The organism is Streptomyces sp. NPDC003284, assembly GCF_053589675.1.
Window position 1 is genome coordinate 159,004 of sequence record NZ_JBSFSI010000001.1, and the last position, 22,161, is coordinate 181,164.

General features: G+C 74.0%; 18 protein-coding genes and 1 pseudogene. 15 read left to right on the forward strand and 4 right to left on the reverse strand.

Going from position 1 to position 22,161, the window contains the following annotated elements; translation table 11 throughout:
- The 6 genes and pseudogenes from ACWDYF_RS00680 to ACWDYF_RS00705 form a co-directional block, all read left to right on the forward strand.
- A pseudogene (locus tag ACWDYF_RS00680) lies at positions 1–242 on the forward strand (hypothetical protein); the annotation flags it as partial.
- Between the two features lie 78 nt (positions 243–320).
- Entirely contained in the window at positions 321–2,135 is a 1,815-nt protein-coding gene (locus ACWDYF_RS00685) for a PucR family transcriptional regulator (RefSeq protein ID WP_389464528.1), read from the forward strand.
- Between the two features lie 169 nt (positions 2,136–2,304).
- Positions 2,305–3,147 (forward strand): nitrilase-related carbon-nitrogen hydrolase, encoded by an 843-nt coding sequence (locus tag ACWDYF_RS00690; RefSeq protein WP_026253201.1) that lies wholly within the window; start codon positions 2,305–2,307, stop codon positions 3,145–3,147.
- A 48-nt stretch (positions 3,148–3,195) separates the two neighbouring features.
- Positions 3,196–4,596, forward strand: coding sequence for a dihydropyrimidinase (gene hydA, locus ACWDYF_RS00695; protein WP_381740040.1), 1,401 nt, complete (start codon positions 3,196–3,198; stop codon positions 4,594–4,596).
- 11 nt (positions 4,597–4,607) lie between these two features.
- Complete coding sequence (locus ACWDYF_RS00700) at positions 4,608–5,630, forward strand: TIGR03842 family LLM class F420-dependent oxidoreductase (protein WP_037889553.1); 1,023 nt, start codon at positions 4,608–4,610, stop codon at positions 5,628–5,630.
- Between the two features lie 29 nt (positions 5,631–5,659).
- Positions 5,660–7,243, forward strand: coding sequence for an NCS1 family nucleobase:cation symporter-1 (locus ACWDYF_RS00705; RefSeq protein WP_389464525.1), 1,584 nt, complete (start codon positions 5,660–5,662; stop codon positions 7,241–7,243).
- 48 nt (positions 7,244–7,291) lie between these two features.
- On the opposite strand, the gene ACWDYF_RS00710 is transcribed toward ACWDYF_RS00705, so the two are convergent.
- Positions 7,292–8,005: a hypothetical protein gene (locus ACWDYF_RS00710; protein WP_018571686.1), complete on the reverse strand. Its 714-nt coding sequence runs from the start codon at positions 8,003–8,005 to the stop codon at positions 7,292–7,294.
- A 205-nt stretch (positions 8,006–8,210) separates the two neighbouring features.
- Positions 8,211–9,275, reverse strand: a complete 1,065-nt coding sequence (locus tag ACWDYF_RS00715; protein ID WP_389464523.1) for a lipoate--protein ligase family protein — start codon at positions 9,273–9,275, stop codon at positions 8,211–8,213.
- 138 nt (positions 9,276–9,413) lie between these two features.
- Here ACWDYF_RS00715 and ACWDYF_RS00720 point away from each other — a divergent pair, with 138 nt between their 5' ends.
- The 8 genes from ACWDYF_RS00720 (at position 9,414) to ACWDYF_RS00755 (ending at position 19,058) form a co-directional block, all read left to right on the forward strand.
- Positions 9,414–10,379, forward strand: a complete 966-nt coding sequence (locus ACWDYF_RS00720) for a DUF2477 domain-containing protein (RefSeq protein ID WP_389464522.1) — start codon at positions 9,414–9,416, stop codon at positions 10,377–10,379.
- A 95-nt stretch (positions 10,380–10,474) separates the two neighbouring features.
- Complete coding sequence (locus ACWDYF_RS00725; RefSeq protein ID WP_389464520.1) at positions 10,475–12,745, forward strand: ATP-binding protein; 2,271 nt, start codon at positions 10,475–10,477, stop codon at positions 12,743–12,745.
- A 234-nt stretch (positions 12,746–12,979) separates the two neighbouring features.
- Complete coding sequence (locus tag ACWDYF_RS00730; protein WP_389464519.1) at positions 12,980–13,390, forward strand: VOC family protein; 411 nt, start codon at positions 12,980–12,982, stop codon at positions 13,388–13,390.
- A 28-nt stretch (positions 13,391–13,418) separates the two neighbouring features.
- Positions 13,419–13,970 carry a helix-turn-helix transcriptional regulator gene (locus ACWDYF_RS00735; protein ID WP_389464517.1) on the forward strand — a complete coding sequence of 184 codons (552 nt, stop codon included), beginning with the start codon at positions 13,419–13,421 and terminating at the stop codon, positions 13,968–13,970.
- Between the two features lie 69 nt (positions 13,971–14,039).
- Positions 14,040–15,884 carry a gamma-glutamyltransferase family protein gene (locus ACWDYF_RS00740; protein WP_389464515.1) on the forward strand — a complete coding sequence of 615 codons (1,845 nt, stop codon included), beginning with the start codon at positions 14,040–14,042 and terminating at the stop codon, positions 15,882–15,884.
- Between the two features lie 149 nt (positions 15,885–16,033).
- A complete protein-coding gene (locus ACWDYF_RS00745; protein ID WP_381740066.1) occupies positions 16,034–16,876 on the forward strand; it encodes an inositol monophosphatase family protein in 843 nt (280 codons plus the stop codon).
- Positions 16,877–17,109: 233 nt separating this feature from the next.
- Complete coding sequence (locus ACWDYF_RS00750) at positions 17,110–18,519, forward strand: phytoene desaturase family protein (RefSeq protein WP_381740068.1); 1,410 nt, start codon at positions 17,110–17,112, stop codon at positions 18,517–18,519.
- A complete protein-coding gene (locus ACWDYF_RS00755) occupies positions 18,516–19,058 on the forward strand; it encodes an O-acetyl-ADP-ribose deacetylase (RefSeq protein WP_389464512.1) in 543 nt (180 codons plus the stop codon). Before ACWDYF_RS00750 ends, ACWDYF_RS00755 begins: the two co-directional genes overlap by 4 nt.
- Before the next feature lie 223 nt (positions 19,059–19,281).
- Here ACWDYF_RS00755 and ACWDYF_RS00760 read toward each other — a convergent pair whose 3' ends face one another.
- Both ACWDYF_RS00760 and ACWDYF_RS00765 read right to left on the reverse strand, forming a co-directional pair.
- Positions 19,282–20,343, reverse strand: a complete 1,062-nt coding sequence (locus tag ACWDYF_RS00760) for an alpha/beta hydrolase (protein ID WP_381740072.1) — start codon at positions 20,341–20,343, stop codon at positions 19,282–19,284.
- Entirely contained in the window at positions 20,334–20,597 is a 264-nt protein-coding gene (locus ACWDYF_RS00765) for a hypothetical protein (protein ID WP_158679217.1), read from the reverse strand. The genes ACWDYF_RS00760 and ACWDYF_RS00765 overlap by 10 nt, the downstream gene beginning before the upstream one ends.
- Here ACWDYF_RS00765 and ACWDYF_RS00770 point away from each other — a divergent pair.
- Positions 20,596–22,092: an AlkA N-terminal domain-containing protein gene (locus ACWDYF_RS00770; RefSeq protein ID WP_389464509.1), complete on the forward strand. Its 1,497-nt coding sequence runs from the start codon at positions 20,596–20,598 to the stop codon at positions 22,090–22,092. The two genes, ACWDYF_RS00765 and ACWDYF_RS00770, sit on opposite strands and share 2 nt — an antisense overlap.
- The last annotated feature ends 69 nt before the right edge of the window (positions 22,093–22,161 follow it).

Genomic DNA, 22,161 nt, shown 5'->3' on the forward strand with positions numbered 1-22,161 from the left:
GCAAGGGCGGCGGCCACGCCACCAGCGCCCTGCGCGTCGCCCCGCCGCTGTCGCTGACCGTCGCGGAGGCCGAGGAGGGCGCCGCCCTGCTGGAGGCGGCCCGTGAACGCGGCCTGCTCATCGGCAAGGGCGGCGGCCACGCCACCAGCGCCCTGCGCGTCGCCCCGCCGCTGTCGCTGACCGTCGCGGAGGCCGAGGAGGGCGCCGCCCTGCTGGAGGACGCGCTGCGCGCGGCGTACTGAACGCGCCCGCGGCCCCGGCCGGGACCCGGCCGGGGGAGGAGCGCCGCGGGAAGGACGAGAAGGAGGGGAGTGTCGCCCATGACCACCGCCCCCGACGGACCCCTGACCGCCCCCGGCGGATCCTTGGCCGCTTCCGGCGGATCCTTGGCCGCCCCCGGCCGATCCCCGACCGCCCACGATCGTTCCCCGACCGCCCCCGATCACCCCGGCCCGGCCCCCCGGACGGCGCCGGAGGCCGCCCTGTCCGTGCGCCAGGTGCTCACCCTGGAACGGGTCCTCGCCGGGGAGCCGGAGGTGGTGGCGGGCGCGGACCGGCTCGACCGGCCGGTGCGCTGGGTGCACGTCGCCGAGGCGGCGGACGTCGGCGTGATGCTCAGCGGCGGCGAGATGGTCCTCACCACCGGGGTGCTGCTCGCCGGGGACGAGGAGAAGCAGGCCGAGTACATCCGCTCGCTGCACCGGGCGGACGCCGCCGCCGTGGTCCTCGGCCTCGGCCGGGCCTTCCCCGCGCCGCCCGACGTGATGCGCCGCGCCGCCGAGCGGTGCGGGCTGCCGCTGGTCGTCCTGCACCGGCCCTTCCCGTTCGCCGAGCTGACCGAGGAGGTGCAGTCCCGGCTGGTGCGGCAGAAGTTCGCCTCGGTCAGCCTCTCGGAGGCGGTGCGCACCGCGCTCACCGCGCTGATCACCGCGGGCGCCCCGCTCCAGGCGCTGCTCGACGAGATCGCCCAGCACAGCGCCTGCCCCGTCGTCGTCACCAACCTCGCCCACCGGGTGCTCGCCACGGCCGGGGAGCGCTCCGCGGTCGACGACGTGCTGCGCGACTGGGAGCGGATCGCCCGGCAGGCCGGCGGCCGCGAGGGCGACGGCTGGATCCGCGCCGGGCTCGGCGGGCGCGGGGAGATCTGGGGCCGGCTGGTGCTCTGCGGCCACCGCGGCGACGCCGCCACCGGGCGGCTGCTGGCCGACCGTGCCGCCGAGGCCCTGGTCCTGCACCGCATGCTCGGCGGCCACGGCGGCGGCACCTGGGAGGAGCAGTCCGCGCAGAGCCTGCTGACCGACCTGGTCGGCGAGGCCGTACCGGCACGGCAGCTGCTGCCCCGGGCGCGGGCGGCCGGACTGCCCGTCAACCGGCGCACCTTCGTGCCCCTGGTGGCGCGCGGCGCCGAACCGGCCGGCCTCGACCGGCTGCTGCGCCTGCTGGGTCTGCCCGGACTCGTCGCCGAGCTGTCCGACGGCCTCACCGCGATCCTCCTCAGCCTGCCCCGCGACCAGGACGCCGACGCCCTCACCGCCCACTTCGCGGCCCGTCTGCACCGGGAGGCGGCCGGGCCGGGACCGGTGGCCGGACCGGACGGCGGCGCACCGCTGCCGCCGGGCCACGCGCCGGACCCCGGCGCGGCGCGGGCGCCGCGGGCGGGCGGGGCGTCCGGCCGGGTGCGGGCCGTGGTCGCCGCGGCGGACGCCCGGACCGACTGGGACGAGGTGCCCGCCGGACTGCGCGAGGCCCGGCACGTGGCGGACGCCGTGGCGGACTCCGCCACCGCACGTGACCTGCCGGCCGTCGTCCGGCTCGCCGACGTCCATCTGCGCGGCCTGATGCGGCTGCTGCGCGACGACCCGCGGGTCCAGTCCTTCGCCGAACGGGAACTGGACGGACTCCTGTGCGCGGCCACCGCCACGGGCACCGCCCACGACCTGCTGGACGTCCTGCGCACCTACCTCGCCACCGGCCGCAACAAGTCCCGCACCGCCCGCCTGCACCACGTCTCGCGGCCCGCCCTGTACCGCCGTCTGGAAGCCATACAGGCCCGCCTCGGGGTGGACCTCGACGACTTCGAGCAGGCCGCGTCCGTGCACATCGCGCTTCTCGCGCATGATGCGCAGCAGCGCTGAACGGCAGCGCATCCCGTGACGACCAGGGGAAACGGCGGTGGGACATGGGACGGCGCCAGGGTGACACCGTGGCACGCCCCGCCCGCGCGGACGTGACACCGTGCACCTCAAAACCGGGCCCGCCGCCTCCCTACGCTCACCCCACACCGACCGAGCAGCGGAGGTCCCGATGAGCCGAGTGATCCGTGCCGCCCTCTTCCAGGCCGCCTGGACCGGCGACAAGGAGTCCATGATCAGGGCGCACGAACAGGCGGCCCGCGACGCGGCCGCCCAGGGCGCCCAGATCCTGTGCTTCCAGGAGCTGTTCTACGGCCCGTACTTCTGCCAGGTGCAGGATCCCGCGTTCTACGAGTACGCCGAGCGGATCCCCGACGGCCCCACCGTCCGGCGCTTCCAGGAACTCGCCCGCGAACTGAACCTGGTCCTCGTCCTGCCGATGTACGAGGAGGAGCAGCCCGGCGTCCTCTACAACACCGCGGCCGTGCTCGACGCCGACGGCAGCTACCTCGGCAAGTACCGCAAGACCCACATCCCGCAGGTGCACGGCTTCTGGGAGAAGTTCTACTTCCGCCCCGGCAACAGCGGCTGGCCCGTCTTCGACACCGCCGTCGGCAAGGTCGGCGTCTACATCTGCTACGACCGGCACTTCCCCGAGGGCTGGCGGGCGCTGGGCCTGTCCGGCGCCGAGATCGTCTTCAACCCCTCGGCCACCTCCCGCGGCCTGTCCGGCTACCTGTGGCAGCTGGAGCAGCCCGCCGCGGCCGTCGCCAACGAGTACTTCGTCGGCGCGATCAACCGGGTCGGCATCGAGGAACTGGGCGACGACGACTTCTACGGCACCTCCTACTTCGTCGACCCCGAGGCCCAGTTCGTCGGCGAGGTGGCGAGCGACAAGGAGTCCGAACTCCTCGTGCGCGACCTGGACCTGGCCAAGCTGCGCGAGGTCCGCGACCGCTGGCAGTTCTACCGCGACCGGGCGCCGGGCGCGTACACGCCGCTGACCGCGCCCTGACCGGCGCCTGGGACCCGCCGTGCCCGCACGACCGGAAGGAGAGGGAGCATGAGCCGTACCGTCATCCGCGGCGGCCTCGTCGTCACCGCCGCCGACGAGATCCACGCCGACGTCCTGATCGAGGACGGCCGCATCGCCGCGCTCGCCGCCACCGGCACCCCGGCCGCCGAGGCGTTCACCGCCGAACGGACCCTCGACGCCACCGGCAAGTACGTCATCCCGGGCGGCGTCGACGGCCACACCCACATGGAGATGCCCTTCGGCGGCACCTACGCCTCCGACACCTTCGAGACCGGCACCCGCGCCGCCGCCTGGGGCGGCACGACCACCGTCGTGGACTTCGCGATCCAGACCAGGGGCGGCACCCTGCGCGAGGGACTGGACGCCTGGCACGCCAAGGCCGAGGGCAACTGCGCCATCGACTACGGCTTCCACATGATCGTCTCCGATGTGCGCGAGGAGACGCTCAAGGAGATGGACCTGCTGGTGGAGGAGGGGGTGACCTCCTTCAAGCAGTTCATGGCCTACCCCGGCGTCTTCTACAGCGACGACGGGCAGATCCTGCGCGCCATGCAGCGGGCCGCCGACAACGGCGGGCTGATCATGATGCACGCCGAGAACGGCATCGCCATCGACGTCCTGGTCGAACAGGCCCTCGCCCGCGGCGAGAGCGACCCGCGCTTCCACGGCGAGGTCCGCAAGGCCCTGCTGGAGGCCGAGGCCACCCATCGCGCGATCCGGCTGGCGCAGGTGGCGGGCGCGCCGCTGTACGTCGTGCACGTCTCGGCGCGCGAGGCGGTCGCCGAGCTGACCCGGGCCCGCGACGAGGGACTGCCCGTCTTCGGCGAGACCTGCCCGCAGTACCTGTTCCTGTCCACCGACAACCTCGCCGAGCCGGACTTCGAGGGCGCCAAGTACGTGTGCAGCACCCCGCTGCGGCCCCGGGACCACCAGGCCGCCCTGTGGCGCGGGCTGCGCTCCGACGACCTCCAGGTGGTCTCCACCGACCACTGCCCGTTCTGCTTCAGCGGCCAGAAGGAGCTGGGCCGCGGCGACTTCTCCAGGATCCCCAACGGGCTGCCGGGCGTGGAGAACCGCATGGACCTGCTCCACCAGGCCGTCGTCGACGGACATCTCACACGCCGCCGCTGGATCGACATCGCCTGCGCCGCCCCGGCCCGGATGTTCGGCCTGTACCCGAAGAAGGGCACCCTCGCGCCCGGCGCCGACGCCGACGTCGTCATCTACGACCCGCACGCCGAACAGGTCATCTCCGCGCGCACCCACCACATGAACGTCGACTACTCGGCGTACGAGGGCCGGCGCGTCACCGGCCGGGTGGAGACCGTCCTGTCGCGGGGCGAGCCCGTCATCACCGAGCGCGCGTACACCGGACACGCCGGACACGGCGTCTACACCCCGCGCTCCACCTGCCAGTACCTCGACTAGGAGCGGTGCCCATGGACTTCGGACTCGTCCTCCAGACCGACCCGCCGGCCTCCCGTGTCATCGACCTGATGCGGCGCGCCGAGGAGAACGGCTTCCGCTACGGCTGGACCTTCGACTCCGCCGTGCTCTGGCAGGAACCGTTCGTCATCTACAGCCAGATCCTGGCGCGGACCCGGCACCTGACCGTCGGCCCGATGGTCACCAACCCCTCCACCCGCACCTGGGAGGTGACCGCCTCCACCTTCGCCACCCTCAACGACATGTTCGGCAACCGCACGGTCTGCGGCATCGGACGCGGCGACTCCGCGATGCGCGTGGCCGGGCGCAAGCCCAACACCCTGGCCCGCATCAGCGAGGCCATGAAGGTCATCCGGGCGCTCGGCAGGGGAGAGGAGGCCGACCTGGGTGGCACGGTCGTCCGGTTCCCCTGGATCCGTCCGGGCGCCGAGGTGCCCGTCTGGATGGCCGCGTACGGGCCCAAGGCCCTGAAGATGACCGGTGAGGAGGCCGACGGCTTCATCCTCCAGCTCTCCGACCTCTATCTCACCGAGTACATGGTCAAGGCGGTCAAGGACGCCGCGGCCGCCGCCGGACGCGACCCGGCCGAGGTGCGGATCTGCGTGGCCGCCCCCGCCTACGTCACCGACGACGACTCGCCCGCCGCGCTCGCCCACGCCCGCGACCAGTGCCGGTGGTTCGGCGGGATGGTCGGCAACCACGTCGCCGACCTGGTCTCCCGCTACGGCGAGCACTCCGCCGCCGTGCCCGGGGCGCTCACCGACTACATCAAGGCCCGCCAGGGCTACGACTACGCCCACCACGGGCGCAGCGGCAACCCGGACACCGAGTTCGTGCCCGACGAGATCGTCGACCGGTTCTGCGTCATCGGGCCAGCCGAACGGCACATCGAGAAGCTGAACGCGCTGCGCGACCTGGGCGTCGACCAGTTCGCCCTGTACGCCATGCACGACGCGCGCGAAGCCGTGATCGACGCGTACGGCCGCGAGGTCATCCCCGCCGTCGACCCCAGATAGCCCGCACTCCTGCCGACCGGGAGCACCCCATGACCGACACCGCATCCCCGGGCATACCGCCGTCCACCCAGGTCACCCTGCCCGACGGGCGGGTGGAACTCGCCCCCGGCACCGCGCCGCCCACCGGCCCCTACGCCAACGCCGACCTGCTCCCGGTCCCGGTGGCCGGGCGTACCTGGACCACCTACAACTTCTCCGCCCTGTGGGTCGGCATGGCCCACAACACGGCCTCCTGGACCCTCGCCTCCGGGCTGATCGCCGTCGGCATGGACTGGAAGCAGGCGGTGTTCACCATCGCCGCGGCCAATCTGATCGTGCTGGTGCCGATGCTGCTCACCGGCCACGCCGGACCGCGCTACGGCATCCCGTTCCCGGTGTTCGCGCGTGCCTCCTTCGGCGTACGCGGCGCCAACCTGCCCGCCGTGGTACGGGCGTTGGTGGCGTGCGGCTGGTTCGGCATCCAGACCTGGATCGGCGGCGAGGCGATCTATCTGCTGGCCGGGAAGCTGATCGGCGACGGCTGGACGGACGCCTCCCGCGTCGGCGGGTACGCCTGGACGATGTGGCTGTCGTTCGCGGTGTTCTGGGCGATCCAGGTGGCGATCATCCACCGGGGCATGGACACCATCCGCCGGTTCGAGAACTGGGCGGCGCCGTTCGTCCTGGTCGGCGCGTTCGTGATGCTGTGGTGGATGAGCGTCGAGGCCGGCGGCTTCGGCCCGCTCTTCGACCAGCCCTCGAAGCTGGGCTGGGGCGCGGACTTCTGGAAGCTGTTCGCCCCCTCCCTGATGGGCATGATCGGCTTCTGGTCGACGCTGTCCCTGAACATCCCGGACTTCACCCGCTACGGCAGGAGCCAGCGGGCGCAGACCTGGGGACAGGCCCTCGGACTGCCCACCACCATGACGCTGTTCGCGTTCCTGTCGGTGCTGGTCACCTCCGGTTCCCAGGCGGTGTACGGCGAACCGGTCTGGGACCCGGTGCAGTTGGCGGCGAAGACGGACAACGTGGCCGGACTGCTGTACGCGCTGGTGACCGTGCTGGTGGCGACGCTCTCGGTGAACATCGCCGCCAACCTGGTCTCCCCGGCGTTCGACTTCTCCAACGTGGCGCCGCGCAAGGTGAGTTTCCGTACCGGCGCCCTGATCACGGCGGTGCTCGCGGTGGTGATCTGCCCGTGGAAGCTGTACGCCGACCCGCAGGGCTACATCTTCACCTGGCTGGGCCTGGTCGGCGGGCTGCTCGGCACGGTGGCGGGCATCCTCGTCGCCGACTACTGGGTGGTGCGCCGCTGCCGCCTGGCGCTGGCCGACCTGTACCGCGCGGGCGGGCGCTACTGGTACGCGGGCGGCTGGAACTGGCGGGCGGTCACCGCCTTCGCGGTGGGCGGCGTGCTGGCCGTCGGCGGCGCGGACTTCCATCCGCTCGTCGACGGCCGCCCCGTCCCGGCGCTGCGGCCGCTGGCCGACTACGGCTGGGCGGTGGGCCTGGGCACCTCGGCCGCGCTGTACCTGCTGCTGACCCTGCCCGGACTGCGCGGCCGGACCGCGGGACAGGAGGCGCGGGAGGCGCGAAAGGCGCAGGAGGTGCAGGAGGCGCGGGAGGCCGGGTGAGAGTCGGCGCGCCGCCGGGCGGTCGGCGCGCGGCCGGGCGGTCGGTCCTCAGTTCCCCTGGGACCGGCTGCCCAGCAGCGCGGCCACCGCCTCCTTGGCCGCCTTGATGGCGCCCTTGTTGATCACGTCGGTGTCGGGGGCCTTCTTCGACTCGAAGTCGCTGCCGTTGTACGTCACGACCACCAGCGCGTTGGCGGCCCGCACCAGGACCACGCCCTCCCGGGTCTGCTGCTTGTCCTCGGTGGTGAGGTTCACGACGGAGTACGCGGCGTCGCCGAGACCGGGCACCGCGCCGCCGCCGCTCTTCTCACCGGTCCGCTGCTGATAGGCGGTGGTCGCCGCCTCCTGGGACCGCATCACCTCGAAGGACACGTCCAGCCAGCGGTAGTCGTAGCCCTTGAGCGCGTTCCAGGAGCAGGTGCGGCGGACGTTCCTGTCCGTCGAGGCGATCTCCTTGCCCGCCGTCTTCGCCCCCGGCACCAGGGCCCCGACGGTCTTCGCCGAGACCGCGGTGCACGGCGCGGGAGCCGTCGTGTAGACGGCGGCACCGGCGGACGAGGACGGCGCGGAGGAGGGTCCGGGCGCACCGGAGGAGGAGGCCGACCGGGTGCCGGTCGCGCCGGCCCCCGCTCCGCCCGCCTCGGGCCCGTCGTCGGACGGGGAAGCCAGCGGGCCGGACGTCAGCGCCCAGCCGGCACAGGCGAGGACGACGACCGGGGCCAGTCGCGCGGACAGCGCGAGCGGCAGGGGGAGTTCACGCACGGCACACTTCTCGTGTGGGGGGACGGACGATGCGGGGGCCGTCCGGATGGTGGACGGGACGACAGTGTCACACGCCCGCCTGTGCGGCGGAAGTGCCAACTCGCTCCGTGCCCGCCCGGTCACGGAGCCCGGCACCGGGGGCCTCCCGGAGGGCAACCGGGACAGGCCCTCCGGTCAGCGCGTCACGGCACACGCGCCGTGCGTGTCACGGCACGCGCGCCGTCCACTCGGGCCCGCCGAACTTCGCGCGCGCCAACTCCTGGGCGCGGGCAAGTTCCTCGCCGGTCACCTTGCCCGCCGTCAGGCCGTACCGGCCGTCGAAGGACTCGATCATCCGCTGGATGACGGCCTCGCGCGCCAGACCGGTCTGCCGACGCAGCGGATCCACCCGCTTCTTCGCGCTCCGCGTGCCCTTGTCGGACAGCTTCTCCCGCCCGATGCGCAGCACTTCGAGCATCTTGTCGGCGTCGATGTCGTACGACATGGTCACGTGGTGCAGCACGGCACCGGGGCCGCCGCCCGGCCCGACGACCCGCTTCTGCGCCGCCCCCGCGATCTTGCCCTGGTCGGTGGCGATGTCGTTCAACGGCTGGTACCAGGCGCGGATGCCCATGTCACCGAGGGCGCCGAGCACCCAGTCGTCCAGGTAGGCATAGCTGTCCTGGAAGGACAGCCCCTGCACCAGCGCCTCGGGCACCGAGAGGGAGTAGGTGATGGTGTTGCCGGGCTCGACGAACATCGCGCCGCCGCCGGAGATCCGCCGCACCACCTCGATGCCGTGCCGTGCGGCGCCCTCGGCGTCCACCTCGTTGCGCAGCGACTGGAAGCTGCCGATGATCACCGCGGGGGCGCCCCACTCCCACACCCGCAGCGTCGGGGGTCGCCGCCCGGCCGCGACCTCGGCGGTCAGCACCTCGTCCAGCGCCATGTGCAGCGCGGGTGCCTGCGGGCCCTCGTGGATCAGCTGCCAGTCGTAGTCGGTCCAGTCGGTGGCGTGGGCCAGCGCCCGGCGCACCGCGACGCCGACGCCCTCCGAGGTCAGTCCGTACATGACCGTGCCCGGGGGCAGCGCGGCGTCGATCCGGGCGGCCAGACCCGCCGCGTCGGTGTCGGCCGGTGCGCCCTCCAGCGCGCCGTTCACCGCGTCGAGCGCCTCGTCCGGCTCCAGGAAGAAATCTCCCGCCACGCGCACCCGCCGCAGCACGCCGTCCTCGGACTCCACGTCCACGACGACGAGCTTGCCGCCGGGCACCTTGTACTCACCGTGCACTTCCCGGGCCTCCCTTGCTGCCGCAGGGAGCAACGCCCGGCACGGCCGCGGTGTTCCCGCCCGCTGTGATGCCCCTGTGACCCGGAACTATGGCTTCCGTCACAGCACCCTGCCGTGCCGCCCTGATCGGCTGGGCGGATGCGCAGAGCCCTCCCTCTCGTCCTGCTCCTCGCCGCGGGCCTCGGCCTCACCCTGTGCGGCGACCGGGCCGGGACCTGGTCCCCGGGCGGCTCCGCGGCAGGCGGCCGGGACGCCCAGCCGCTGGACGCCTTCGAGCTGACGGACGCCGAGCAGGACACGGTCACCGCCGCCCGCTGGACGCTCGCCGCGCAGTGCATGCGCCGCCTCGGCTTCGACAGCCTCGCCGACGTGGACCCGCGCCACCCGCCCGGCCCGCCGCAGCGCCCCGCCGACGCCTTCCGGACGGTCCTCACCGTGGTGGCCGTCAGCGACGACGCCCACCGCTACGGCGTCCAGGACCCCGCCGACGCCGCCGCCCACGGCTACCGGGGCGCCCTCGCCGCGTACCGCGCCCACGCCCGCGAGAAGACCTGGACGATGCCCGAGTACGTGGCCCTCACCGGCAGTTCGGCGGACGGCGGACCCGCCCGCGCGCACGGCCGGCCGGTCCCGGACGGGGGCTGCCTGGGCGAGGCCGAGCGGCGGATCCGCGGCACCGGCTCCCGCACCGGACCCGACCCGGTGTCGGCCCTGCGGGGCGAGAGCCGCCGCCGCGCCGAGCAGGACCCGGCCTGGCAGCGGGCCGACCGGACCTGGTCGGCCTGTATGCGCGGCGCCGGGTACCACTACGCCACCCCCGCCGACGCCCAGCGCGGCGACGACCGCCGGGAGGAGGAACTGCGGCTGCGGCTCTCCGGCGAGCGCGGCGACCCGGACCTGCCCACCGGGGCGGAGAAGCGCACGGCCGTCGCCGACGCCCGCTGCAAACAGCGCACCGGCTACCTCCGCACGGTGCGCGCCCTGGACGCACGCGCCCAGGAACGCCTGATCACCGGCCACCGCGCCGAACTGGACCGGCACCACGCCCGTGAGCGGGCCGCCGTCCGCACCGCCGGGCGCGTCCTGGCCGGCGGAACACCCTGAACGTTCAATCCACAACTGTGTTAGGTTCCTCCTCTTCCCTGTAGCTCCGGCACGGCCCCGGCCGGTCCGTCGGCGCGGTATCCGGTGGGGTGAGGATGGACAAGAAGGCGTTCGGCGGGCTGCTGCGCGAGGCGCGGCGGCGTTCCCTGCTGACCCTGGAGGGCCTCGCCGAGGCGTCCGGCGTGAGCGTGCGGGCCATCAGCGACATCGAACGCGGCCACAGCCTGCCCCGTCAGTCGACGCTGACCGAACTGATGGACGCCCTCGAACTGGACGAGGACGAGCGGCGCCGACTGCTCCAGTCCGTCACCCGCCCCGCCGCCCACGCCACGGTGCCCCGGCAACTGCCGCCCGACCTCGCGGTGTTCCGCAGCCGCGAGTCCGCCGTCGCGGCCGCCCGCGGCATCACCGGCGCCGCCACACCCCACGGCAGGCACCTCGTCGTCTCCGCCATCGGCGGCATGGCCGGGGTCGGCAAGACGGCCCTCGCGGTGCACTGGGCGCACCAGGTCGCCGACCGCTTCCCGGACGGCCAGCTGTACGTGAACCTGCGCGGCTTCGAGGCCTCCGAACGCCCCCTCGACCCCGGCGAGGCCCTCGGCGGGTTCCTGCGCGCCCTCGGCGTGCCCAGCGGCGACATCCCCGCGAGCACCGAGCGGCGCAGCGACCTCTTCAAGGAGAAGACCGCCTCCCGGCAGCTGATCGCCGTCCTGGACAACGCGGCCGACGCCGAGCAGGTGAGGCCGCTGCTGCCCGCCTCCGCGGGCTGCCTGACCATCGTCACCTCGCGCAACCGGCTGGCCGGCCTGGTCGCCGCCGAGGGCGCCTTCGTCATCAGCCTCGACGTCTGGACGCCGCAGGAGGCGCTGGAGGCGCTCGCGGCCCGGATCGGCGAGGAGCGCTGCCGTGCGGAACCCGACGCGGCGGCCGAGCTGGTCGAGCTGTGCGGGTTCCTGCCGCTCGCGGTCGCCGTGGTCGGCGCCCAGCTCAGCGCCGCGCCCCGGATGCGGCTCAGGCTGGCGGCGCGCGAGCTGAAGGAGTCCAGGCCCCGGCTGGACGCCTTCGCCGCCGACGACCAGCGCGCCGACGTCCGCGCGGTCTTCTCCTGGTCCTACCGGGCGCTCACCGACGAGACGGCCCGCTTCTTCCGCCACCTGTGCCTGCACCCCGGCCCCAGCGCCACCGCCGAGGCCGCCGCCTCGCTCGCGGGCAGGGAGATGCCGGCGGCCCGCCGCTGCCTGCGGGAGCTGACCTCGGCGAGCCTGCTCGCCCGCGACGCCGACGGCCGCTACGTCCTGCACGACCTCGTACGGGACTACGGCGGCGAACTCGCGGCCGAGGAGCAGGACGACCGCGTCGGCGCCCAGGCACGCCTGCTGGACTATCTGCGGCACAACGCGCACCTGGCCAACCGCCACTCCTCCCGGCTGGGACCCGAGCCCGCCGAGGAACCTCTGGAGGGCATCGTCCACGTCGCGATCGACAGCCGCGAGGAGGCACTGGACTGGTTCCGCCAGGAGGAGCCGGCCGTGGGGCCCGTCCTCCAGTCGCTGGGGGACCCGCGGCTGCTGCGCGTGCGCGGCGCCTGCGCGCGCGAGTGGATCGCCTACAACGTGATCGTGGGCCGCTGGGCCGAGGAGGTGCCGGCCGCACGGATCGGCCTGGAGGCCGCACTCGCGCTCGGCGACCCGGTCGCCACCGTGCGCAGCCGCTCCAACCTGACCCGTGCGCTCCTGGAGACCGGGCACACCGACGAGGTCGACGAACAGATCGAGGTGATCCTCGGGGAACTGCCCCGGGTGCCGCTGGAGCTGCGCGCCCGCATCGTCTGCGAGATCGGCTTCTTCCGCATCCGCCAGGGCCGCTTCACCGAGGCGCTGGAGCATCCGCGCCGGGCCCTGGAGCTGTACCGCATGGCGCGCAGCCGCGAAGGGGTGGCGTCCACCCTCAGCAACATCGGCTGGGTCCTCGCCCACACCGGCGCCTACGAGGAGGCCATCGCCACCTGCGAGGAGGCGCTGCCCCTGCTGCGGGCGGTGGGCGACCTCCAGTTCCAGGCCGGGGCCTGGGACGCCATCGGCTACGCCCAGCAGGGCCTGGGAGACCTCGACGCCGCGATCGCCGGTTACGAGAGGTCGCTGCGCCTGTGGGAGGAACTGCACGACGACTACAACCGCGCCGACGTCCTGGACCACCTCGCCTCCGCCCAGCTGGAGCAGGGCAGGGGCGAGCAGGCGCGGGCCAACTGGTCCCTGGCGGCGGACCTCCTCGACGCCCTGCGGGTGCGCCGCGCCGCCGAGATGCGGGCCAAGGCCGAGACACTGCCGCTGCGCGGCACCGAGGCGACCGCTGACGGCCGCCGGTGATCAGGAATCGAGAAGCGCGGGGCGGAAGGGCCGCCCAGGGCCTGTCCGGCCGATCATGGTGGAGGGAAGCAACAGTGCCTCGTGGGCGCGGGTGAGCGGGGTGGGGTGCGTGCGGCCGCAAGGCGGAGGAGGGCGTCGACGCGGAGCGTCGGCAACCGACGACAACGCGGCGGATGTGCGTGCCCCACCCCGCGTCTTCGCGATGATCGGCCGGACAGGTCCTAGCCTGCCGTCATGGACATCACCATTCACACGACCGTTCTGCCGCACGACGATCCGGACGCGTCGCTCGCCTTCTACCGTGACGTCCTCGGCTTCGAGGTGCGCAGCGATGTCGGGCAGGGCCGGATGCGCTGGATCACGGTCGGCCCGGCCGGTCAGCCCGGTACGTCCCTCCTCCTGGCGCCGCCCGCCGCCGACCCCGGCATCACCGAGGACGAACGGCGCACCATCGCCGAGATGATGGCCAAGGGCACCTACGGCTGGATCCTGCTGGCCACCCCCGACCTCGACGGTACCTTCGAGAGGGTGCAGGCGGGTGACACCGAGGTCGTCCAGGAGCCGACCGAGCAGCCGTACGGCATCCGTGACTGCGCCTTCCGCGACCCCGCGGGCAATCTGATCCGCATCCAGGAACTGCGCTGAACCGTCCCAGGCGAGAGGGGAGTTGCCCATGTGCCGGCCCGACTGGCGCGGCGCCCGTGTCGAGGCGCAGCGTCTGACCGACCTCGCCCGGCTGCGCCGTATCCGCGACCGGATCGACCGCGAGTACGCCCAGCCGCTGAACGTGGAGGCGCTCGCCCGCGGCGAGAACATCTCGGCCGGACACCTCAGCCGGCAGTTCCGGGCGGCCTACGGCGAGTCGCCGTACGCGTACCTGATGACGCGCCGCATCGAGCGCGCGGCGGCCCTGCTGCGCCGCGGCGAACTCAGCGTCACCGAGGTGTGCTTCACCGTCGGCTGCGCTTCGCTCGGCACCTTCACCACCCGCTTCACCGAGCTGGTCGGCATGCCGCCCGGCGCCTTCCGCCGCCTGGCGGCGGCCCACCCACCGGCCGACCCCGCGTCCACCGGACCGCGTCCCGCCCTCACCGTGGAGGGCATGCCGGCCTGCGTCGCCAAACAGGTCACGCGCCCGCTCCGCAACCGCGAGACCCCGACGACGGCCCCGAGCACGGTCCCGACCACGGCTCCGACCAGGGTTCCGGGTCGGCCACCGGCATGAGCTGACACAGCGGCATGAGCTGACCCCCCCCGCAGCAGGCCCACCCACAGCCGGAAGGCGGCGAACCGCGTGCGCTTCACCACCCGTCCCACCCTCCAGGGCACCTTCGGCATGGTGTCCTCCACGCACTGGCTGGCCTCGCAGTCGGCGATGGCCGTGCTGGAGGGCGGTGGGAACGCGTTCGACGCGGCCGTGGCCGGGGCGTTCGTGCTGCATGTGGTGGAGCCGCATCTCAACGGGCCGGCCGGGGAGGTGCCGATCCTGCTCGCCCCGGCGGGCGGTGCGGTGCGGGTGCTGTGCGGGCAGGGGGTCGCCCCGGCGGGGGCGAGCGCCGCGCACTACCGGGGGCTCGGACTCGACCTGGTGCCGGGCACGGGGCCGCTCGCCGCCGCCGTCCCGGGCGCCTTCGACGCCTGGCTGCTGCTCCTGCGCGACCACGGCACCAAGCCGCTCGACGACGTCCTGGCGTACGCCATCGGATACGCCGAGCACGGGCACCCGCCGGTGGAGCGCGTGGGGGAGACCGTCGAGACCGTGCGGGAGCTGTTCGAGACCGAGTGGACGTCCTCGGCCGAGGTCTATCTGCCCGGCGGCCGGGTGCCCCGCCCCGGCGAACCGCTGCGCAACCCCGCCCTCGCCGCCACCTGGAAGCGGCTGCTGGCCGAGACGGCGGGAGCCGGGGACCGGGAGGCGCGGATCGACGCCGCGCGCGAGGTGTGGCGCTCCGGCTTCATCGCCGAGGCGCTGGTCCGCCAGGCCCGCCGCCCCACGCTGGACACCAGCGGCGCCCACCACACCGGCACCCTGACGGCCGCCGACCTCGCGGGCTGGTCCGCGACGTACGAGGACCCGGTGACGTACGACTGGAACGGCTGGACCCTGTGCAAGGCGGGACCCTGGAGCCAGGGGCCCGCCTTCCTCCAGCAGCTCGCCCTGCTGCCGCCCGAACCGCCGGTGCACGGTTCGGCCGACTACGTCCATCTGCTCATCGAGAACTGCAAACTCGCGATGGCCGACCGGGAGGCCTGGTACGGAGACGCCGCCGACGTGCCGCTGGGCACGCTGCTCGGCGCCGCGTACAACGCCGGACGGCGCGCCCTGGTCGGGGAGCGGGCCTCCTACGAGCTGCGCCCCGGCAGCCCGGACGGGCGCGAGCCGCGGCTGAGCGCGCACGCCTGCCGGGCCGCCGCCGACCCCGGCGAGTTCGACGCCCTGGGGGTGGGCGAGCCCACCGTCGCCAAGCCCTCCACCTCGCCCGTGCCCGGGGAACCCGAGGTCGGGGAACCCGAGGTCGGCGCGGACGGCGCGACCCGCGGCGACACCTGCCACCTCGACGTCGTCGACCGCTGGGGCAACATGGTCGCCGCCACGCCCAGCGGCGGCTGGCTCCAGTCGAACCCCGTCGTCCCCGAACTCGGCTTCCCGCTCGGCACCCGGCTCCAGATGACCTGGCTGGAGGAGGGCCTGCCGAACACGCTGACACCCGGCCGCCGGCCGCGCACCACCCTCACGCCCTCGCTCGCCCTGCGCGACGGCGAACCCGTCCTGGCCTTCGGCACCCCCGGCGGCGACCAGCAGGACCAGTGGCAGCTGCACTTCTTCCTGTCCCTCGCGCTGCGCCCCGCCGTCCGCGGCGGCCTCGACCTGCAAGGCGCCGTCGACGCCCCGAACTGGCACAACGACTCCTTCCCCGGATCCTTCTACCCGCGCGGCATGCGCCCCGGCTCCGTCACCGTGGAGTCCCGTACGGACCCGGAGGTCGTCGCCGGGCTGCGCCGCCGCGGCCACGACGTCACGGTCGGCGGCGCCTGGTCGGAGGGGCGGCTGTGCGCGGTCGCCCGGGACCCGCGCACCGGCATCCTGTCGGCGGCGGCCAACCCGCGCGGGATGCAGGGTTACGCGGTCGGCCGCTGAGGAGGGCCACACGCAGTGGGCGTAATCGGGTGAGACGGGATAGTTCAGGCATTAGGCCTCGGGCGGCCGGCGCCGGGAGTTCACGGTGATTCCACCTGCAATACACCGGTGCGGGGGGCGTTGTCAGTGGGCTGTGCTCTCATGGAGGCATGATCGAAGAGACGGAAACCATCGAAGAGTTTCTCGCGGAGCGCTCGTCCGACGTCGAGGAGGCGGTCCGCAAGGCCGCCGCGGCCGAGATCATGCCCCGCTTCCGACGGCTCGCCGAGCACGAGGTCGACCAGAAGTCCGGACCGCACGACCTGGTCACGGACGCCGACCGGCTCGCCGAGCGCTATCTCACCGACACACTCGCCGACCTGCTGCCCGGCTCCCTGGTCGTCGGCGAGGAAGCGGTGCACGCCGACCCGGCGGTCTACGACGCGATAGGCGCCGACGTCCCGGTCTGGATCGTGGACCCGGTCGACGGCACCCGGCAGTTCGTGCACGGCGACCCCGGCTTCTGCACGCTGGTCGCCCTCACCCTGCGCGGCGCGGTCCTGGCCTCCTGGACCTATGCCCCGGCCCAGGACCGGCTCGCGACCGCCGTCCGCGGGCGGGGCGCCCGCCTCGACGGCCGGCCGCTGCGCTCCGGCAGCCCCGAGCCCGGCCGTGCCCTCGAAGTGGCGCACTCCCACCCGGACTACACCACCGACGAGCAGAAGCGCGCCCTGCGCGGCCTGCGCACCGACGGCCTGGCGCCGCGTCCCTGCGGCTCGGCCGGGCTGGAGTATCTCGCCGTCGCGAGCGGCGCGTTGGACGCCACCGCGTTCACCTGGGAGGCGGCCTGGGACCACGCGGCCGGTCTGCTGCTGGTCGAGGAGGCGGGCGGCACCCAGCTGACCCGCACCGGCGAGCCGTTCCGCCTCACCGGGGGCAATGCCCTGCCGTTCACCGCCGCGCGGGACGCCGCCACCGCCCGCCGGGTGATCGAGGCGCTGGCCGCCGGGTGAGCCAGGCGCGGGCCGGTGGCCGAGCAGGATGCGGATCGGTGGGTGAGGCGGGCGCGCACCGCCGCGTGACGGGGCGGATCGGCCGGTTCCGCCCGAGCGCCGCCTCGCCCGGGTCCGCCGCCCCGGCCGGGGCCGCGCCCTGAGGTCGGGTGTGTCGGTGCGGCGGCATATCCTGGCCCCGACGACAGGTCCGCGTGGCCATCGGCTGACGAAGGGGTCCGAAGGTGCCGTCGATGCTCGATGTCGTGGTGGTGGGCGCGGGGCCGAACGGCCTGACCGCCGCCGTGGAGCTGGCCCGCCGCGGCTTCTCCACAGCTGTGTTCGAGGCCCGCGGCACGGTCGGCGGCGGCGCCCGCACCGAGGAGCTGACCCTTCCCGGCTTCCGGCACGACCCGTGCTCGGCCGCCCACCCGCTCGCCGTCAACTCACCGGCGTTCCGCGCTCTGCCCCTGGAGCGGTACGGCCTGGAGTGGCTCCACCCCGAGCTGCCCATGGCCCACCCCTTCCCGGACGGCACCGCGGCCGTCCTGGCCCGCTCCGTCGCCGAGACCGCGGCCTCCTTCGGCGCGCGCGACGCGGGCGCGTACCGCAGGCTCGTCCAGCCGTTCCTGCCGCACTGGGACACCCTGGCCCGGGACTTCATGTCCCTGCCGCTGACCGCGCTGCCCCGCGACCCGGTCACCCTCGCCCGCTTCGGACTCGCCGGACTGCCCCCCTCGACCTGGCTGAGCCGCCGCTTCCGCGACGAGCGGGCCAGGACCCTCTTCGCCGGACTCGTCGCCCATGTCATGGCCCCCCTCGGCGGGTTCGCCACCGGCGCCGTCGGCCTGGTCTTCTGCCTGGCCGCGCACGCCCGAGGCTGGCCGCTGGCCCGCGGCGGCTCCCAGTCGATCTCCGACGCCCTCGCCGCCTACCTCAAGGACCTCGGCGGCGCCGTGCACACCGACTACGAGGTCAAGCGCCTGGACGACCTGCCGCCCGCCCGCGCGTACGTCTTCGACACCTCGCCCACCGCGCTGGCCCGGATCGCCGGACTCGGCCGCTACTACGACTCCTACCGGTACGGACCCGGCGTCTTCAAGATCGACTACGCGCTGGACGGGCCCGTCCCGTGGACCGCCGAGGAGGCCCGCACCGCCGGGACCGTGCAGATCGGGGCGGACACCAAGGAGATCGGCAACGCCCTGCGCGCCGCCTCGCGCGAGGGCCGCGCACCCGAGAGACCCTTCCTCATCACCGTCCAGCCCACGGTCGTGGACCCCACCCGCGCCCCCGAGGGCAAACACGTCTTCTGGGCGTACGGACATGTGCCGGCCGGCTGGGACGGCGACCTCACCGACGCCATCGAACGCCAACTGGAGCGCTTCGCCCCCGGTTTCCGCGACCGCGTCCTCGCCCGCGCCACCGCGGGCCCGGCCCAGCTCGCCGTCCGCAACGCCAACTACGTCGGCGGCGACATCGCGACCGGCGCGGTCTCCGGGCTCCAGATCCTGCTGCGGCCCAAGCTCACCCTGTTCCCGTACCACACCCCGCACCCGGCCGTCTTCATCTGCTCCTCGGCCACCCCGCCGGGACCGGGTGTGCACGGCATGTCCGGGCACAACGCGGCCAAGGCCGTGTGGAGGAGGCTGCGCCAGACATGACCTCCGGCCCCACGTCCGTGCCCCCGTCCGCTCCCGCCCTCGTCCTCGTCCGCGGCGACATCACCCGGCAGAGCGCCGACGCCCTCGTCAACGCCGCCAACTCCTCCCTGCTCGGCGGCGGCGGGGTCGACGGCGCCATCCACCGCCGCGGCGGGCCCGCCGTCCTGGAGGAGTGCCGCGCCCTGCGCGCCTCCCGGTACGGCCGGGGGCTGCCCACCGGACAGGCCGTCGCCACCACGGCGGGCGCGCTGGACGCCCGCTGGGTGATCCACACCGTCGGCCCGGTGTACCAGGGGCCGGGCACCGATCCGGCGCTCCTCGCCTCCTGCTACCGCGAGTCCCTGCGCGTCGCCGACGAACTGGGCGCCCTTACGGTCGCCTTCCCCGCGATCTCCACCGGCGTCTACCGCTGGCCGCTCGACGACGCCGCCCGCGTCGCCGTCGAGGCGGTGCGCGGAGCGCGGACCGCGGTGGCGGAGGTCAGGTTCGTCCTCTTCGACGAACCGGCGTACCAGGCGTTCGCGGCCCAGCTCGACTGAGCGGCCCGGCCGGGCACGCGGACCCGGGCCCCGACTCCTCGGACTCCCTTACCTTCCGGCCCCCTTCACACCCGTCCGGACCCTTCCGAACCCACCCGGGCGCGCGGCAGGGGCAGCCGCCGGGCCGCCCGCCCGCCCGCCGCACCGAGCCGAAGGACAGCGGCCAGGTGTCCACCGGAGTCCGGACGGCGGCTCCGGTGGCCGAAGGCCGCTCCGCGCCGCGCTACTTGGGCGCGGAGAGCCAGGCGCTCAGCCAGTGGAAGGCGAGCGGGTACGACGCCGCGAAGGTGTGATAGTTGTGCCCGCCGGTGTCCACCAACTGCGTGCGCACCTGCACCGAGGAGGCCGCCGACGCCGCGAGGAACTTCTCGATGGAGGCGGGCGGGCTGACCCGGTCCTGGCGGGAGGTGGCGAGGAACAGGCTGACCCGGGCCGTGGACCCCACGACGAGGTCGGTCGGGGTGTTGGCGCGGCGCAGGGCGGCGTCCGGGATGACCGAGGTGTCGCCGGTCAGCGGATCGGGGTCGATCGCGGCGCCCGCCCCGAAGATCTTCGGATACTGGAGCGGCAGCTTCGCGGCGCAGTAGCCGCCGGTCGAGTACCCCATGACACCCCAGCCGGAGCGCCCCTTGATCGTGCGGAACTTGTGCCGGACCAGCTCGGGGACGTCGTACGCCAGCCAGGACGCGACCTTGCGGTCGGGCAGGTCGCTGCAGTCGGTGTCCACGCTGCCCGGGTCGATCACGGGCATCACCAGGATGAACGGATGCGTCTTGCGCTGTTTCATCAGCTTCTCGAAATCACCGGGCATCCCGCCGTGCTCCAGCCAGGACTGCGGCGAGCCGGGGACGCCGTGCATCATGATCAGCACCGGAAACCGCTTCTTGCTGTAGGCGGGCTCCTTGTACTGCGGCGGCGTCCACACCAGCACCTGGCCCGACAGCGTGGAACGGCTGCCGCGGAAGTACGTGTCGAGCACGCCGTCACGTGTCCCGTGGTTGAACTTGGCACGGTTCGCCGGCGGGCCGGGCATCGCGTCGGCGTTCGCGGTGCTGGTCGTGCCCAGCAGGTCCGCCCACGAGGCGTACAGGCCGTAGCTGTTGTTTATCCAGGTCGCCACCACCGAGATCGCGGTGAGCTGGCACACGGCGATCATCGCGCCGTGCACCAGCCAGCGCACCGGTCTCGGCCCGCGTACTTTGGCCCATATCGCGACCGTGCCGATCATCGCGAGGACCGTCGCGACGGCGAGAACGAAGAAGAACGTCGCACCAGTCAGCGCCACGCGGCCACCTTCCCGTAGCGGCGTGCCGCGTCGCGGCCGCCGTCCGAAAACCAAGGAGCCGGTGTGTCGGCGGGCAGGCCCTGCGAACACCCGGCATCAACCAGGATGTAAAAAGGGACAGGCGGGTTGCTGATGCGCACACCGAAATAAGGTGAAAGATTCACCAAGGCGATCCGGAGCCGTCCTGGGCACGCAAGGTCCATGTCGGATTCTCGCCAGCCTCCCGAGGTGCCGATGCTGTTTCCTGGAGCCATGCAGAAGGGGATGCACACCGACCGGACGCGCTGTGTACGCGCCGTCCAGTCCAAGGACGCACGCTTCGACGGCTGGTTCTTCACCGCCGTCCTGACCACCCGCATCTACTGCCGGCCCAGCTGTCCCGCCGTGCCGCCCAAGCCGGAGAACATGACCTTCCTGCCGAGCGCGGCCTCCTGCCAGCAGGCCGGGTTCCGCGCCTGCAAACGCTGCCGCCCCGACACGAGCCCCGGCTCACCGGAGTGGAACCGGCGCGCGGACCTGGTGGCGCGCGCCATGCGGCTCATCGCCGACGGCGTCGTGGACCGCGACGGCGTACCGGGCCTCGCCACCCGCCTCGGCTACAGCACCCGCCAGATCGAACGCCAGCTCCTGGCCGAACTCGGCGCGGGACCGCTCGCGCTCGCCCGCGCCCAGCGCGCCCAGACGGCCCGGCTGCTGATCGAGACCACCGCGCTGCCGATGGCGGACATCGCCTTCGCCGCCGGTTTCTCCTCGATCCGCTCCTTCAACGACACCGTGCGGGAGGTCTTCGCGCTCACCCCGAGCGACCTGCGCACCCGCGCGCCGAAGGCATCCGCCGACCGGGCGGCGCAGCCCGCCGCTCCGGGCGCGCTCACCCTGCGCCTCCCCTTCCGCGCCCCGCTCAACCCGGACAACCTCTTCGGCCATCTCGCGGCCACCGCCGTCCCCGGTGTCGAGGAGTGGCGCGACGGCGCCTTCCGCCGGACGCTGCGCCTGCCCTACGGCCACGGCATCGCCGCGCTCACCCCGCGCCCGGACCACATCGCCTGCCGGCTCACCCTCAGCGATCTGAGGGACCTGCCCGTCGCCATCAGCCGCTGCCGCCGGATGCTCGACCTCGACGCCGACCCGGTCGCCGTCGACGACCAACTGCGTGCCGACCCCGTGCTCGCGCCCCTGGTCGACAAGGCTCCCGGCCGCCGCGTGCCGCGCACGGTCGACGAGGCCGAGTTCGCCGTCCGGGCCGTGCTCGGCCAGCAGGTCTCCACGGCCGCCGCCCGCACCCACGCGGCCCGCCTGGTCACCGCGCACGGCGAGCCCGTCGACGACCCCGAGGGCGGCCTCACCCATCTCTTCCCCGCCCCCCGGGCACTGGCCGCCCTCGACCCGGAGTCACTGGCCATGCCCCGCACCCGGCGCACCACCTTCACCACCCTGGTCGGCCGGCTCGCGGACGGCACCCTGCGCCTGGGCGTGGAGAGCGACTGGCCCGAGACCCGCGCCCAGCTCCTGGCCCTGCCCGGCTTCGGCCCCTGGACGGCCGACGTCATCGCCATGCGCGCCCTCGGCGACCCGGACGCCTTCCTCCCCACCGACCTCGGCATCCGCCGCGCCGCCCGCGAGCTGGGCCTGCCCTCCACCCCGGCCGCCCTCACCGCGCGCGCCGCCGCATGGCGCCCCTGGCGGGCCTACGCCGTGCAGTACCTGTGGGCCACCGACAACCACCCGATCAACTTCCTGCCCGTCTGACCCGCCCGCCCCACCGGTACGAACCTGCCCGTCCGACCCGCCCGTCCGCCCGACCCGCCCGTGCGAGGA